Below are 14810 nucleotides of genomic sequence, written 5' to 3' on the forward strand. Positions count from 1 at the left end.
GCCGCCCATGATTAAAGATCCCTTTGCCCGACTGGGCCTGGACCGCGAGGTCCTGACTGTCAGCCAACTCAACGGCCGTGCACGGGTGTTGCTGGAAGACGTGTTCAGCAACATCTGGGTCGAGGGCGAGATCTCCAACCTCGCCCGCCCGGCTTCCGGCCACGTGTATTTCACCCTCAAGGACAGCGGCGCCCAGGTGCGCTGCGCGCTGTTCCGGCAGAACGCCGCACGGGTGCGCCAGGCCTTGAAGGATGGGTTGGCGGTGAAGGTGCGCGGCAAGGTCTCGCTGTTCGAGGGCCGTGGCGACTATCAACTGATCCTCGACACCGTGGAACCGGCCGGCGATGGTGCCCTGCGCCTGGCCTTCGATGCCCTGAAGGAAAAGCTCAGCGCCGAAGGGCTGTTCAGCGCCGAACGCAAAGTGCCGCTGCCGGCCCATCCGCAACGCATCGGCATCATCAGTTCGCCCACCGGCGCGGTGATCCGCGACATCATCAGCGTCTTCCGCCGCCGCGCGCCGCAGATTTCCCTGACCTTGATTCCCACCGCAGTGCAAGGCCGAGAAGCCACCGGGCAAATTGTTCGCGCCCTGAAACTGGCCGATGCCCGCGGCTTCGACGCGCTGATCCTGGCCCGGGGCGGCGGTTCGCTGGAAGATTTGTGGTGCTTCAACGAAGAAGCCGTGGCCCGGGCGGTGGATGCCTGCGTCACGCCGATCGTCAGCGCCGTCGGCCATGAGACCGACGTATCCATCAGCGATTTCGTCGCCGATGTGCGTGCCCCGACCCCGTCCGCCGCCGCCGAACTGCTGGCACCGGATGCCGGCGACCTGGTCCGCCGGGTTGAAAGTCTGCACCGCCGGTTGGTGATGCGCATGCGTGACCGGCTGATGCGCGACCAACTGCGCCTCGAAGGTCTTACGCGGCGCCTGCGTCATCCCGGCGAACGGCTGCGCCAACAGGCCCAGCGCCTCGACGATCTGGACATGCGCATGCGCCGGGCCTTCGAGCGCAGCCTCAACACCCGCCGCGAAAGGCTGATCCGCCTGGAAACCCGTCTGGCCGGACAGCATCCGGGCCGGCAATTGGCCATGTTGCGTCATCGCCTCGACAGCCTTGCCGAACGCTTGCCCCGGGCGATGCGCGAAGGGCTCAAAACGCGACGCGTGCAGTTGCAAAACCAGATGCAGACGCTGCACATCGTCAGCCCGCTGGCGACCCTTGGTCGTGGCTACAGCATCCTGCTCGACGAGCGCGGCCATGCCATCCGCAACGCCGGGCAAACCCAGATGGGCCAGCGCCTGACCGCCAAGCTCGGCGAAGGCGAACTGCTGGTGCGGGTCGAAGACAACCACCTGACGCCAGTCACCCTTTCTTTATTGGATTGATTCATGCCGCGATTCCTCGCTCCGCTGCTGTTGCTGTGCCTGACCTTCAACGCCCACGCCGACAGCTACATCACCCGCCTGTTGAACAAACCGGTGCCCGGCGGTGTGGCCGTGGTGGACCTGGGCAGCGCGGCCCAGGCGCCAAAAGCCACCTACCAGGGCAAACCGGTGCTGGTGGTCAAGGAGCAACAGAACTGGCTGGCGATTGTCGGCATTCCGTTGACGGTACAACCCGGCACGCAGCAGATCAGCAGCGGCGGCAGCACTCAGCCCTTCGTGGTCGGTTACAAGAAGTATCCCGAGCAGCACATCACGCTGAAGAACAAGCGTCAGGTCAACCCTAACCCGGCGGACCTCAAGCGTATCGACGCCGAGCTGGCGGTGCAGTTGAAGGCCTACCGCAGCTTCAGCCCGAACATCCCCAGCAATCTGTTGCTGGATAAACCGGTCAACGGCCCGCTGTCGAGCAAGTTCGGTGTGCGCCGTTTCTTCAACGGCGAAGAACGCAACCCCCACGCAGGCCTGGACTTCGCCGTGCCCGCCGGCACACCGATCAAGACCCCGGCCGCCGGCAAGGTGATCCTCACCGGCAACTATTTCTTCAATGGCAACACGGTATTCGTCGACCATGGCCAGGGCTTCATCAGCATGTTCTGCCACATGTCGAAAATAGATGTGAAGGTCGGCCAGCAGTTGGCCCGTGGCACAGTGGTCGGCAAGGTCGGCGCCACCGGCCGGGCGACCGGGCCGCATATGCACTGGAACATCAGCCTGAACGATGCTCGTGTGGATCCGGCGATTTTTATCGGGGCGTTTCAGCCCTGAGCATTTCGGTCAGGCTACTGGTCTCTTCGCGAGCAGGCTCGCTCCCACATTGGGATCTGCGTAGACCACAACATTGCAACCACAAAGATCCCTTGTGGGAGCGAGCCTGCTCGCGAAGACGCAGGCCCTGGCACCACCATCCTTGGAATTGCCGAGCCCTAAATATCAGCGCAATCCTTTGAGCCTATTCTGACCGCTTACGCGATTAAATCTCGCAAACCCATCCAAAAACAGAACTTCTCCCAATTTTTTCCGACTGCTTGCAACCCCCCGTCCACGCGGTTAGGGTTGAGGGCATGAAAACCTCTCACACCCTCATTCAGCTTCGTCAGCACCGCAGCCTGTGCCTCGTCAGCGCACGACTGCCGGGCTGAATCGCGGCAACTCGTCCCGGCTGACAAGCCACCCCATTCGAACCACCGGCAGGCCGCCTTTTTCCGGCCACGACAATAAGGATTTCCTCATGAGCATGCTCAAAGACCCGTCTTCGAAATACCGCGCCTTCCCGACCATCAACCTGCCGGATCGCACCTGGCCGTCGAAGACCATCACTGCCGCGCCGATCTGGTGCAGTTCCGACCTGCGTGATGGCAACCAGTCGCTGATCGAGCCCATGGACGCGGCCAAGAAGCTGCGCTTCTGGAAAACCTTGGTGGCGGTGGGCGTGAAAGAAATCGAAGCGTCGTTCCCGGCCGCTTCCCAGACTGACTTCGACTTCGTGCGCACCCTCATCGAAGAAGGCCACATCCCGGACGACACCACCATCCAGGTGCTGACCCAGGCCCGCGAAGACCTCATCGCCCGTACCTTCGAATCCCTGCGTGGCGCGAAGAAAGCCATCGTCCACCTCTACAACGCCACCTGTCCGTCGTTCCGCCGCATCGTGTTCAACCAGGACAAGGAAGGCGTGAAGGAAATTGCAGTGAACGCGGCCAAGCTGTTCGTCAAATACGCCGCTCAGCAGCCGGAAACCCAGTGGCAGTTCGAATATTCCCCAGAAACCTTCAGCGCCACCGAGCTGGAGTTCGCCAAGGAAGTCTGCGACGCCGTGATCGAAGTGTGGAACCCGACCCCGGAGCGCAAGGTGATCCTTAACCTGCCCGCCACCGTGGAAGTCGCCACGCCGAACATCTACGCCGACCAGATCGAGTGGTTCCACCGCAACATCAGCCGTCGTGACAGCGTGCTCATCAGCCTGCACACCCACAACGACCGTGGCACCGGCGTGGCCGCTACCGAGCTGGGCCTGATGGCCGGCGCCGACCGTGTCGAAGGCTGCCTGTTCGGCAACGGCGAGCGCACCGGCAACGTCGACCTGGTGACCGTCGCGCTGAACCTCTACACCCAGGGTATCGACCCTGAGCTGGATTTCTCCGACATCGACGGCGTACGCAAAGTGGTCGAAGAGTGCAACCAGATCGCGGTGCACCCGCGTCATCCTTATGTGGGCGACCTGGTCCACACCGCATTTTCCGGCTCGCACCAGGACGCGATCCGCAAGGGCTTCGCCCAGCAGAAACCCGACACCCTTTGGGAAGTGCCGTACCTGCCGATCGACCCGGCTGACATCGGCCGCAGCTACGAGGCGGTGATCCGCGTGAACAGCCAGTCGGGCAAGGGCGGCATCGCCTACCTGCTGGAGCAGGAATACGGCATCAGCCTGCCGCGTCGCATGCAGATCGAATTCAGCCAAGTGGTGCAGCGCGAAACCGATCGCCTGGGCCTGGAAATGACTGCCCAGCAGATCCATGCCCTGTTGCAGCGTGAATACCTGCAAGCCAACACCCCGTATGCGCTGGTCAGCCATCGCCTGCAGGAAGAAAACGGCAACAGCGCCGTGGAAGTGGAAGTCGCCAGCAAAGGCCAGGGCGAAACCAACCTGCACTGGCGTGGCAAAGGCAACGGCGCGCTGGAAGCGCTGGTGGCCGGCCTGCCGATTCCGGTGGAAATCATGGACTACAACGAACACGCCATCGGCGCCGGCACCAACGCCAAGGCGGCGGCTTACATCGAGCTGCGGGTCAACGGTGAGCGTGCGGTGCATGGCGTGGGCATCGATGAAAACATCACCACCGCCAGCTTCAAGGCGCTGTTCAGTGCACTGAACCGCTCGCTGAGCCAGCCGGAAGCCAAGGCGGCCTGACCAAGGCTGAAATGCAAAAAGGCCCTGGGGTGTGAACCTCAGGGCCTTTTTGTTTGGCTGATGATTTGAATTGGCTGCTCTGGCCTGTTCGCGAGTCAGCCAATAAAAATCTCAGGCATGGGTATCGATCGAAATCGTCATCGCCTGCAACAGCGCAGCCTGCAGGGTCTGCAAGGTTGCCTGGGTCGCCATGATCTGGGTCTGGATCGCCATGGCTTGCTGGGATTTCTGCGCCTGGTCGGCCTGGCTTTTCTGGACGCGGGCCAGTTGGGCTTGCTGGTCGGCCAGCAATTTTTCGGTTCGTTCGATCTGCTTCTTCAACTGTTCGATGACATCGCTGCTGCCGCTGCTGCCGCCGGCACCTGCGATGTTCGCGCCGCTGGTGTCGACTTTCAGTAGCTTGTCTTTGTCTTCGGCGGTTTCGGTCGGTGTCACTGGACTGACCGCCCTGTCTTCCTCAGCCCCGCGGATGGTGACTGTGGGAGCAGACAATGGATAAGGGTTTACGGTCGTTGCGCTGATGCTGGTCATAGGGGATTCCTCCTTGGCTGACCGGTTATCGGCGCGCAACACCGTTCCTTGAGGCTGAATCGTTTCAATAGATGAATTCGAAACGATCGGCATCCAGGTTCGCTGGAAAGCGTTTGCGATACTCAGCCAGGTCCGCGGCGCTCAGGCAAACCGTGAACACACCGTCGGCATCGCCGGCGCCGAGCAGGGTCTCGCCCTGGAAGTCCAGCACCTGGCTGTCGCCGGTGTAGGCGAAGCCCTTGCCGTCGGTGCCGATCCGATTCACCGCCGCCACATAGCACAGGTTTTCGATGGCCCGTGCCGGCAGCAAACGGTTCCAATGCTGACGCCGAGCGCCCGGCCAGTTGGCGGTGTACAGCAACAGATCGGTGTCCTCGGCGTCGCGGCTCCACGCCGGAAAGCGCAGGTCATAGCAGATCAACGGGCGAATCCGCCATCCCTTGAGCTCGAACAGTACCTGCTGATCACCCGGCGTGTAGTGGTTGTGCTCGCCGGCCATGCGGAACAGATGGCGTTTGTCGTAATGCAGCACCTCGCCGTCGGGCCGCGCCCACAGCAAGCGATTACGATGGCTGCCATCGCCGGCCTGGACGATCACGCTGCCGGTGATCACTGCATCCAGTTTCGCCGCCTGGTCCTTGAGCCATTGGCGCGTCGGACCATTCTCGGGCTCCGCCAACGTCTCGGACTCCATGGAAAAGCCCGTGGTGAACATTTCCGGCAGGATGATCAGGTCCGCCCCCCGCGCCTGTTCAAGCAGCGCGTCGAAATGCTCAAGGTTAGCTCGACGGTCATGCCAGGCCAGGGTTGTCTGGATCAAGGCAACGTTCAGGTTGGGCAAGGTGCTCAAATCACGCATAGCTTTTGCGCCGCTTCACGCAGCGTCTCCTCGCGCTTGGCAAAGCACAGGCGCACCAGGCGCTGGCCTTGCGGTGGGTTCTGGTAGAAGACCGAGATCGGAATGGTCGCCACGCCATGTTCGCGGGTCATCCACACCGCCATGTCGACGTCGTTGAGGTCCGGGCGGATCTGCGAGTAATCCACCAGCTGGAAATAGGTGCCGGTGACGCGCTTGAAGCTGAACCGCGACGGTGCCAGCAGGTCGCAGAACAGATCGCGCTTGGCCTGGTAGAAGTCCGGCAGTTCGTCGACGTGCTCCGGATGCGCGGCCATGTAGTCGGCCAAGGCATACTGCAACGGTGTGACGCCGCAAAAACTGACGTACTGATGCACCTTGCGCAACTCCGCCGTCAGGGCCGGTGGCGCGACGACATAACCGGTCTTCCAGCCGGTGACGTGGTAGGTCTTGCCAAACGAACTGACCACGAAGGCACGGCGATACAGTTCTTCATGGGCAAGCACGCTGACATGAGCCACGCCGTCGAACACCAGGTGCTCATACACCTCGTCGCTGATCAGATAGATGTCACGGTCGCGGATCAACGCCGCCAATTGGTCCAGCTCGGCGCGGCTGATCAACGCACCGCTGGGGTTGTGCGGCGTGTTGAGGATGATCATGCGCGTGCGCGGGCTCAGGGCTTCGCCGAGCTTTTCAAAGTCGATGGCGAAATCGCCCAGGCTCAATGGCACATGCACGCAACGCCCGCCGGCCAGTTGCACGGACGGCTCGTAGCTATCGTAGGCGGGGTCGAAGACGATGACTTCATCGCCGCTGTTAACCACCGCCGCGATGGCGCAAAAAATCGCCTGGGTCGCGCCAGGGGTCACGGTGACTTCCTGATCGGCATCGACGGTAGCGCCATAGCTGCGGGCAACTTTGGCCGCAATCTGCTGGCGCAGCGCCGGCAGGCCGGTCATGGGGGAATATTGGTTGTGGCCTTGGGCGATGTGCCGGCCGACCGCATCGCGCAGGGCTTGCGGGCCATCGAAATCGGGAAACCCCTGGGACAGGTTCAGCGCGCCGGTCTGTGCGGCGAGTTGGGACATCTGGGTGAAAATCGTGATGCCGACGTTCGGCAACTTGCTGGTGATCATCGAGGGTTCCCTGGGTCTGCACCCGGCTCTGGTGCGGCGCGGGAGAGGTCGAGGATAGCCCAATCGCCGGGCATGAAAAAGGGTGCCCGTGGGCACCCTCTTCAATTGTCGCCGAACCACCGTGGCGAGGGAGCTTGCTCCCGCTGGGGTGCGAAGCAGCCCCTGTGTTTCATCTGATGCACTGCGGTGGCAGGTACATCTTTGGGGCTGCTGCGCAGCCCAGCGGGAGCAAGCTCCCTCGCCACAGAGCGGTCCTGAGCAAACCTGATTCAGCGCTTGTCGCGGCGCTTCTTGTCGGCCTTCTTGTGGTGCGACATCAAGCGGCGCTTCTTGTTGACCTGGCGGTCGGTGAGCGTGTTCTTGTTGCCTTCGTACGGGTTCTCACCGCCCTTGAACTCGATGCGGATCGGCGTGCCGACCAGCTTCAGGACCCGGCGATAGGTGTTCTCCAAGTAACGAACGTACGACTTGGGCACCTTTTCGATCTGGTTACCGTGGATCACGATAATCGGCGGGTTGGCACCGCCCAAGTGGGCGTAGCGCAGCTTGATCCGACGGTTGTTGACCATCGGTGGCGCGTGCTCGCCGACCGCATCTTCGAGGATCTGGGTCAGGCGGTTGGTCGGCCAGCGGGTAACCGCCGACTTGAACGAGTTCTGCACCGAAGCGTAGAGGTTGCCCACGCCCGTGCCGTGCAGGGCCGAGATGAAGTGGATGTCGGCAAAGTCGACGAAGAACAACCGACGCTGGAGTTCGACTTTCACAAAGTCGCGCTCGCTCGGCGTCATGCCGTCCCACTTGTTGATCGCGATGACCAGCGCACGACCGGCTTCGAGGGCAAAGCCCAGCAGGTTCAAGTCGTGATCCACCACGCCTTCGCGTGCGTCCATCACGAAGATCACCACGTTGGCGTCCTTGATCGCCTGCAGCGTCTTGACCACGGAGAACTTTTCGACTTCTTCGTGGATCTTGCCGCGCTTGCGTACACCGGCGGTGTCGATCAGCGTGTATTTCTCTTCGTTACGCTCGAAGGGAATATAGATGCTGTCGCGGGTGGTGCCGGGCTGGTCGTACACAATGACCCGGTCTTCGCCGAGCATGCGGTTGACCAGGGTCGACTTGCCCACGTTCGGGCGGCCGATGATTGCGATCTTGATCCCGTCTTTTTCGCTCGGGCCCGGAATGCGCTTGGCTTCCTCGCCTTCGGCAACGACTTCTTCCTCGCCTTCTTCCGGCTCGTCTTCATCGTCCTTGGGGAAACTCTCAAGGGCGATTTCCAGCATCTGGGTGATGCCACGGCCGTGAGCGCCGGCGATCGGGATCGCCTGGCCCATGCCCAACGGTGCAAACTCGGCGCGGGCCATGTCCGGGTCGATGTTGTCGACCTTGTTGGCGACCACGTAAGAACGCTTGTTACGCTTGCGCAAATGCTCGGCAATCATCTGGTCGGCGGCGGTAAAACCGGCCTTGGCGTCTACCAGGAACAGCACCACATCCGCTTCTTCGATGGCGAGCAGCGACTGCTCGGCCATTTTTTCATCCATGCCGTGTTCATCACCGGAGATGCCGCCGGTGTCGACCAGAATATAGGTACGCCCTTGCCACTTGGCCTCACCGTATTGGCGATCACGGGTCAGACCGGACAAGTCGCCGACGATGGCGTCGCGAGTCCTGGTCAGGCGGTTGAACAAGGTGGACTTGCCGACGTTCGGTCGGCCCACCAGGGCGATTACGGGAACCATGCGGCTCTCCACTTCGTTATTTCCAGAAAATACAAAAGCCGCTGCGAGGCAGCGGCTGGTGCTCGGGGCAGCCTGTGCAAGCACTGCAAGCCTCGCGAACAAGGCCGCTTGGGGGATAAGCCCCAAGCATAGTCTTACTTGATGGTCAGGGCTTCCAGTTTGCCGCTGTTGCCATACACATAGATCATGCTGCCCACCACCAGCGGACGGGCACGCAGGCCGTCGCTGTCGATGCGCTCACGGCCGACGAAACGACCGTCCACCTGGCTGAGCAGGTGCAGGTAACCTTCCAGGTCACCCACTGCAACGTAGCTGGAGAACACTTCCGGGGCCGACAGTTGACGACGGGCCAGGGAATCGTTGCTCCACAATGCGGTGGTGGAACGCTCGTCGACGCCTTCGACGGTGCCCGAGGACAGGCTTACGTAGACGCTGCCAAAGCCTTGGGCGACACCGGCGTAGCTGGACGCATCGCGCTGCCACAACGGACGACCGGTTTCCAGGTCGAGCGCCGCGACGCGGCCCTGGTAGCTGGCGACGTACAGCGTACCGCCGGACAGCAGCAAGCCGCCATCGATGTCGACCACGCGTTCCAGTTCCGAACGACCTTGAGGGATCGCTACACGCTGCTCCCAGACCGGCACGCCATTGGAAATGTCCAGGGCCACGACTTTACCGGTCGACAGGCCAGCCACCGCGAGGCGGTTGGTGACGATCGGTGCGCTGGTGCCGCGCAGGGTCAGGACCGCCGGGGTACTGTCATACAACCAGCGCTGGCCGCCGGTGGCGGCGTCCAGGCCGATCAGACGGTCGTCCTGGGTCTGGACCACGACCACATCACCGTTGGTGGCAGGCGGCGCGAGGACTTCACTGGTCACGCGGGCGCGCCATTTTTCTTCGCCGCTGCTCGCGTCAAGGGCGACGATCTCGCCCTTGAGCGTGCCGATCATGACCAGCCCGTAACCCACGCCAACGGCGCCGGACACAGGCAGCTCGAGATCTTTTTCCCACTTCACGTCGCCGTTCGTGCGATCCATGGCCATGACGACGCCAGTAACGTCGCCGGCATAGATGGTGTCGCCGTCGATGGCCGGCACCAGCATATTGTAGGTTTCACCCTGGCCGTCACCGATGGAGCGGCTCCATTGCTTCTGCAGCACGACTTCTTCTTTGAAGTCGGTCAGTTCGGCCGGAGGCAGTTCTTTCTTGCTGTTGCTGCTGCAACCCGCGGCCAGAATGGCCAGGGTCAGCAATGCTGCATGTTTCCAACGGATCACGTCACGCATCCCCTTTGGCCAGGTCGTCCAGCTTGATTTGCAGGCCACCGACCGCGGCTTCATCCGACAGCGCAGCCTTGGCTTTTTGGTAGGCCACATGGGCCTCATCGGCACGACCCAGCTGTACCAGCAGGTCGCCCTTGAGTTCTTCGCGAGTCGCCAGGAACGCCTTGTCGGCGTCGCCGTCGAGCAGCTTCAATGCATCTTCAGCCTTGTTCTGTGCCGCCAGCACCTGTGCCAGGCGCTGACGCGCCACTTCGCCCAGGGTCGGGTTGGCCGGCTTGTCGACGATCGCTTTCAGCTCGGTGGCCGCATCGTCCAGCTTGCCGCTGTCCACCGCGACCTTGGCCACGAAGAGGCTGCCGTACTGGGCATAGGCGGTGCCGCCGAACTCTTTGTTGAGCTTGCCGGCCAGGTCCGCCACGCGGGCCGCGTCAGGCTTGCCGTCCGGGGTCAGGGTGGTTTCCAGCAATTGCTGGTAGAGCATCGAGGCGCCTTGCGACTGGTTGCTCTGGTATTTCTGGTAGGCCTGCCAGCCGAACACGATGACCAGCGCCAACAGGCCGCCAGTGACCAGCGGCTTGCCATTGCGCGTCCACCAGTCCTTCAAATCCGCCAGCTGTTCATCTTCGGTACTCGACACCCCAATACTCCTTAATCGCTAAATCGGCTGTTTGACAGCTTCAACCCTGCACGACGCAGGTGGCCAGGTGCGCGGCAAGCGCATCCCAGGCAATGCTTTGTTGTTCGCCCTGGCCACGCAGGGGTTTGAAACCTACCACTTGTTGGGCCAGTTCGTCGTCACCGAGGATCAATGCGTACAGCGCACCGCTCTTGTCGGCCTTCTTGAATTGGCTCTTGAAGCTGCCGGCGCCGGCATTGATCTGCAAGCGCAGGTTGGGTAGCTGGTCACGGATCCGCTCGCTAAACGACAAGGCGGCCAGTTCGGCGGCCTCGCCAAAGGCGCACAGGTATACGTCGACCTGGCGGGAAAGCTCTTCAGGCACTTTATCCAGAGCTTCAAGCATCAGTACCAAACGTTCGATGCCCATGGCAAAGCCCACGCCCGGGGTCGGCTTGCCGCCCATCTGCTCCACCAGCCCGTCGTAGCGACCACCGGCACACACGGTGCCCTGGGCGCCGAGCTTGTCGGTGACCCACTCGAAGACGGTCTTGCTGTAGTAATCCAGGCCCCGGACCAACTTGGGGTTGATCACATAAGGAATGCCAACGGCGTCCAGGCGTGCCTTCAACCCTTCGAAATGCGCCCGGGACTCGTCGTCGAGGTAGTCGGCCATTTTCGGCGCGTCCACCAGGATCGCTTGGGTTTCCGGGTTCTTGGTGTCCAGCACGCGCAGCGGGTTGGTCTTGAGGCGGCGCTGGCTGTCTTCGTCGAGCTTGTCGATGTGCGCGGACAGAAACTCCACCAGCGCTTCGCGATAGCGGCCACGGGACTCGCTGGTGCCCAGGCTGTTGAGCTCAAGCTTGACTGCGTCGCGCAGCCCCAGCTCGCCCCACAGGCGCCAGGTCATGACGATCAATTCGGCGTCGATGTCCGGCCCTTCGAGGTTGAACACCTCGAGACCGATCTGGTGGAACTGGCGGTACCGGCCTTTCTGCGGACGCTCGTGGCGGAACATCGGGCCGACGTACCAGAGTTTCTGCACCTGGCCCCCGCCGGTAATGCCATGCTCGAGCACTGCACGCACGCATGCCGCCGTGCCTTCGGGGCGCAAGGTCAGGGAATCGCCGTTGCGGTCGTCGAAGGTGTACATCTCTTTTTCGACGATGTCGGTCACTTCACCGATGGAGCGCTTGAACAGCTCGGTGAACTCGACGATCGGCATGCGGATCTGCCGATAACCGTAGTTATCCAGCAAACGCGCCACGGTGCCCTCGAAATAGCGCCACAGGGGCGTCTGCTCGGGCAGGATGTCGTTCATGCCACGAATGGCTTGCAGAGACTTGCTCACATGTATTCCTTAATCTTGCGACTTAACCGCGCGCGATGACCGCTGCGTCGGCTTCGACCTTTTCGGCCGCTTTCTGGCGGATCAGCTTTTCCAGCTCATCCACCAGATTGTCATTCGTCAGTTTCTGCGACGGCTTGCCATCGATGTAAATCAGGTTCGGTGTGCCGCCAGTGAGGCCGATATGGGCCTCCTTGGCTTCGCCAGGCCCGTTGACCACGCAGCCGATCACCGCGACATCCAGCGGCACCAGCAAATCTTCAAGGCGCCCTTCCAGCTCGTTCATGGTCTTGACCACATCGAAGTTCTGCCGCGAGCAGCTCGGGCAGGCGATGAAGTTGATGCCGCGCGAACGCAGGTGCAGGGACTTGAGGATGTCGTAGCCGACTTTCACTTCCTCGACCGGGTCAGCCGCCAGCGAGATGCGGATGGTATCGCCAATCCCTTCGGCGAGCAGCATACCGAGGCCGACGGCGGATTTCACCGTACCCGAACGCAACCCACCGGCTTCGGTGATGCCCAGGTGCAGCGGCTGGACGATTTCCTTGGCCAGCAGGCGGTAGGCTTCGACGGCCATGAACACATCGGACGCCTTTACGCTGACCTTGAAGTCCTGGAAATTCAGGCGTTCGAGGTGCTCCACATGGCGCAGGGCCGACTCCACCAGCGCGGCTGGGGTCGGTTCGCCGTATTTTTTCTGCAGGTCTTTTTCCAGGGAGCCAGCGTTGACGCCGATGCGGATCGGAATGCCGCGATCACGGGCGGCATCCACCACGGCCCGCACACGGTCTTCGCGACCGATGTTGCCGGGGTTGATGCGCAGGCAATCGACGCCCAATTCGGCCACGCGCAGGGCGATGCGGTAGTCGAAGTGGATATCGGCCACCAAGGGGACCTTGACCAGTTGCTTGATCTTGCCGAATGCCTCGGCGGCGTCCATATCCGGCACGGACACGCGCACGATGTCGACGCCGGCGGCTTCCAGGCGGTTGATCTGCGCGACCGTGGCGGCCACGTCATTGGTGTCGCTGTTGGTCATGCTCTGCACAGCGATTGGCGCATCGCCGCCCACGGGCACGTTACCGACCCAGATTTTCCGGGACTCGCGACGCTTGATTGGAGATTCGCCGTGCATGACTTATTGACCCAATTTCAGGCGAGCGGTCTCGCCACTGGTGAACGGAGCCACATCGACCGGCTGGCCGTTGTAGCTGACCTGCGCGCCACGGGCATAACCCAGGCGTACGGCAAACGGTGGCTTGCCGTTGACTGAGGTGCTGTCGCCCTTGCGCTTGAGGCCACTGAACAACACCTTGCCGTTGCCGTCGGTGATCTGCGTCCAGCAATCGGCGGTGAACTGAATCTGTACCTGGCCGTCGCCCGGTGCGGGGGCCTGAGCGGTTGGAGCAACCGGCGCCGCCGGCACCGTTGGAGCCGCCACGGTCGGCGCGGGCGTGACAGGGGCCGGAGCTGCCGGGGCTGCTGGTGCCGCCGGAGCGCTGCCAGCCTGGACCGGCGCGGTCGGTGCGGGCGCAGTGGCTGGGGCCGTTGGAGCGGCTGATTCGGTACCCGCGGCGGCACCGGTCTCGCCATTGTCAGGGCCTTGCGGCAGGGCCAGGGCGGTTTCGCCTTCGGCCTGGCCTTCGACGACGGCCTGGTCTTCCGGTTCGTCCAGCGGATGGATCTGGGTCGTGCCGTCGGCGCCTTCGACTTCGACGTGCTCGGGGTTCATGGCAACCGGCTCCTTGCCACGCAAGGAAGCCTGGTCTTGCCACCAGACAAAACCACCACCAATCACCGCAATCAGCAGCAACAGACTGACGATTCGCAAAATGGTGTGGGAAACGCGAACCGGCTCCTCGATACGACCCAGGCTGTGCACGCTGCTGCCCTGGGCATCGGAACCGGTGTATTGATCGAATTGCTGGACCAGCGTGGTCTGGTCCATGCCAAGCAGTTTGGCATAGGCGCGGATATAGCCCCGGGCAAAGGTATGCCCTGGCAATTTGTCGAACGCGCCTGCTTCCAGGTTGCTCAGGGAAGTCACGGTGAGGTTGAGCTTGAGGGCCACTTCGGCCAGCGACCAACCATTGCTTTCGCGGGCTTGACGCAGGGTCTCACCGGGATTTACGCGAGTCGCTGCTACAACTTCGGGATGCGCCGCTTTCATCATTGCTCCGACAGGTATTGCTGATATTCCGGCGTACCGGGATAAAGTCTTTTGAGTTGCAGGCCGTAGCTTGCGGCCTTGTCGCGATCTTCAAACACATGTGCCAGCCGAACGCCGAGCAATAGACTACGTGCATTTTGCTCGCTGAGCAGGCTAAAACGCTCGTAATAGTCGCGCGCGGGCACATAATGCCTGTCTTCGTAGGACAACTCAGCCATTTCCAGCAACGCACGGGGTTGTTGGCGGTTGAGCCGCAGCGCTTTTTCCAACTGCTGGCGGGCCAGGTCGCGCTGGCCGAGTTTCGCGGCGGTCATGCCGAGGTTCTCGAAGACCCGTGAGCGCTCGGGGTAAAGGGTATCGGCGGCGGCTTGCTCGAAACGTTCGTAGGCGTCCTTGTAGCGGGCCTGTTCGTAGAGAAAACTGCCGTAATTGTTCAGGATCCGGGCATCTTGCGGCTGGGCCGACAGCGCCTTGCGAAAATGCTCGTCAGCCAGTTCCGGCTCCAGCTCCGCCTGGAACACCAACGCCAGCGCCGCGTTGGCATCGGCGTCGGAGCTGTCCAGTTCCAGGGCTTTCTTGAGGGGCACCTTGGCCCGCTCGGTCATGCCCTGCTGCAAGTAGCCAATGCCCAACTGCACATAGGCTTCGCGCGCCTCGTCGCGCCCTTTGCTGGTCTTCATCGGGTTGTAGTCACCCGACAGGACACAACCGGAGCAGAGTCCGGCCAACAGCAACAGCAGCGCGAAGCGCAGGGACATAGAGTTCCTCTC

General features: G+C 62.2%; 13 protein-coding genes. 3 read left to right on the top strand and 10 right to left on the bottom strand.

The annotated features are described in order from the left end of the window. Positions 1-7 precede the first annotated feature (7 nt). From xseA to leuA, 3 genes are all read left to right on the top strand, one after another. The gene (xseA, locus tag J3P76_RS20445) at positions 8-1387 is read left to right on the top strand and encodes an exodeoxyribonuclease VII large subunit (protein ID WP_420764163.1); all 1380 of its coding nucleotides are present in this window, start codon (positions 8-10) and stop codon (positions 1385-1387) included. A 3-nt stretch (positions 1388-1390) separates the two neighbouring features. Beyond that, positions 1391-2212 (top strand): peptidoglycan DD-metalloendopeptidase family protein, encoded by an 822-nt coding sequence (locus J3P76_RS20450; protein ID WP_039592103.1) that lies wholly within the window; start codon positions 1391-1393, stop codon positions 2210-2212. Positions 2213-2675: 463 nt separating this feature from the next. Further along, on the top strand, positions 2676-4355 hold the full coding sequence (gene leuA, locus J3P76_RS20455) for a 2-isopropylmalate synthase (protein WP_420764161.1): 1680 nt from the start codon (positions 2676-2678) through the stop codon (positions 4353-4355). Positions 4356-4466: 111 nt separating this feature from the next. On the opposite strand, the gene J3P76_RS20460 is transcribed toward leuA, so the two are convergent. The 10 genes from J3P76_RS20460 to pilW form a co-directional block, all read right to left on the bottom strand. Next, complete coding sequence (locus J3P76_RS20460; protein ID WP_434609725.1) at positions 4467-4886, bottom strand: hypothetical protein; 420 nt, start codon at positions 4884-4886, stop codon at positions 4467-4469. 64 nt (positions 4887-4950) lie between these two features. Next, entirely contained in the window at positions 4951-5745 is a 795-nt protein-coding gene (locus J3P76_RS20465) for an amidohydrolase (RefSeq protein ID WP_434609723.1), read from the bottom strand. Then, positions 5733-6881 (bottom strand): pyridoxal phosphate-dependent aminotransferase, encoded by a 1149-nt coding sequence (locus J3P76_RS20470; RefSeq protein ID WP_434562437.1) that lies wholly within the window; start codon positions 6879-6881, stop codon positions 5733-5735. The genes J3P76_RS20465 and J3P76_RS20470 overlap by 13 nt, the downstream gene beginning before the upstream one ends. A gap of 269 nt (positions 6882-7150) precedes the next feature. Next, positions 7151-8623, bottom strand: coding sequence for a ribosome biogenesis GTPase Der (der, locus tag J3P76_RS20475; protein ID WP_045155133.1), 1473 nt, complete (start codon positions 8621-8623; stop codon positions 7151-7153). A 134-nt stretch (positions 8624-8757) separates the two neighbouring features. Further along, on the bottom strand, positions 8758-9909 hold the full coding sequence (gene bamB / locus J3P76_RS20480; RefSeq protein ID WP_434609720.1) for an outer membrane protein assembly factor BamB: 1152 nt from the start codon (positions 9907-9909) through the stop codon (positions 8758-8760). After that, a complete protein-coding gene (locus tag J3P76_RS20485; RefSeq protein ID WP_434609718.1) occupies positions 9902-10543 on the bottom strand; it encodes a tetratricopeptide repeat protein in 642 nt (213 codons plus the stop codon). Before J3P76_RS20485 ends, bamB begins: the two co-directional genes overlap by 8 nt. Before the next feature lie 40 nt (positions 10544-10583). Further along, the gene (hisS, locus tag J3P76_RS20490; RefSeq protein WP_434609716.1) at positions 10584-11873 is read right to left on the bottom strand and encodes a histidine--tRNA ligase; all 1290 of its coding nucleotides are present in this window, start codon (positions 11871-11873) and stop codon (positions 10584-10586) included. 22 nt (positions 11874-11895) lie between these two features. Beyond that, a complete protein-coding gene (ispG, locus tag J3P76_RS20495; RefSeq protein WP_325717643.1) occupies positions 11896-13005 on the bottom strand; it encodes a flavodoxin-dependent (E)-4-hydroxy-3-methylbut-2-enyl-diphosphate synthase in 1110 nt (369 codons plus the stop codon). A gap of 3 nt (positions 13006-13008) precedes the next feature. After that, positions 13009-14040: a RodZ domain-containing protein gene (locus J3P76_RS20500; protein ID WP_434609714.1), complete on the bottom strand. Its 1032-nt coding sequence runs from the start codon at positions 14038-14040 to the stop codon at positions 13009-13011. Then, a complete protein-coding gene (pilW, locus tag J3P76_RS20505) occupies positions 14040-14798 on the bottom strand; it encodes a type IV pilus biogenesis/stability protein PilW (protein ID WP_434609712.1) in 759 nt (252 codons plus the stop codon). The genes J3P76_RS20500 and pilW overlap by 1 nt, the downstream gene beginning before the upstream one ends. Between the last annotated feature and the right edge of the window lie 12 nt (positions 14799-14810).

This window comes from Pseudomonas sp. D1-36 (genome assembly GCF_051132205.1).
Classification (GTDB): Bacteria; Pseudomonadota; Gammaproteobacteria; order Pseudomonadales; family Pseudomonadaceae; genus Aquipseudomonas.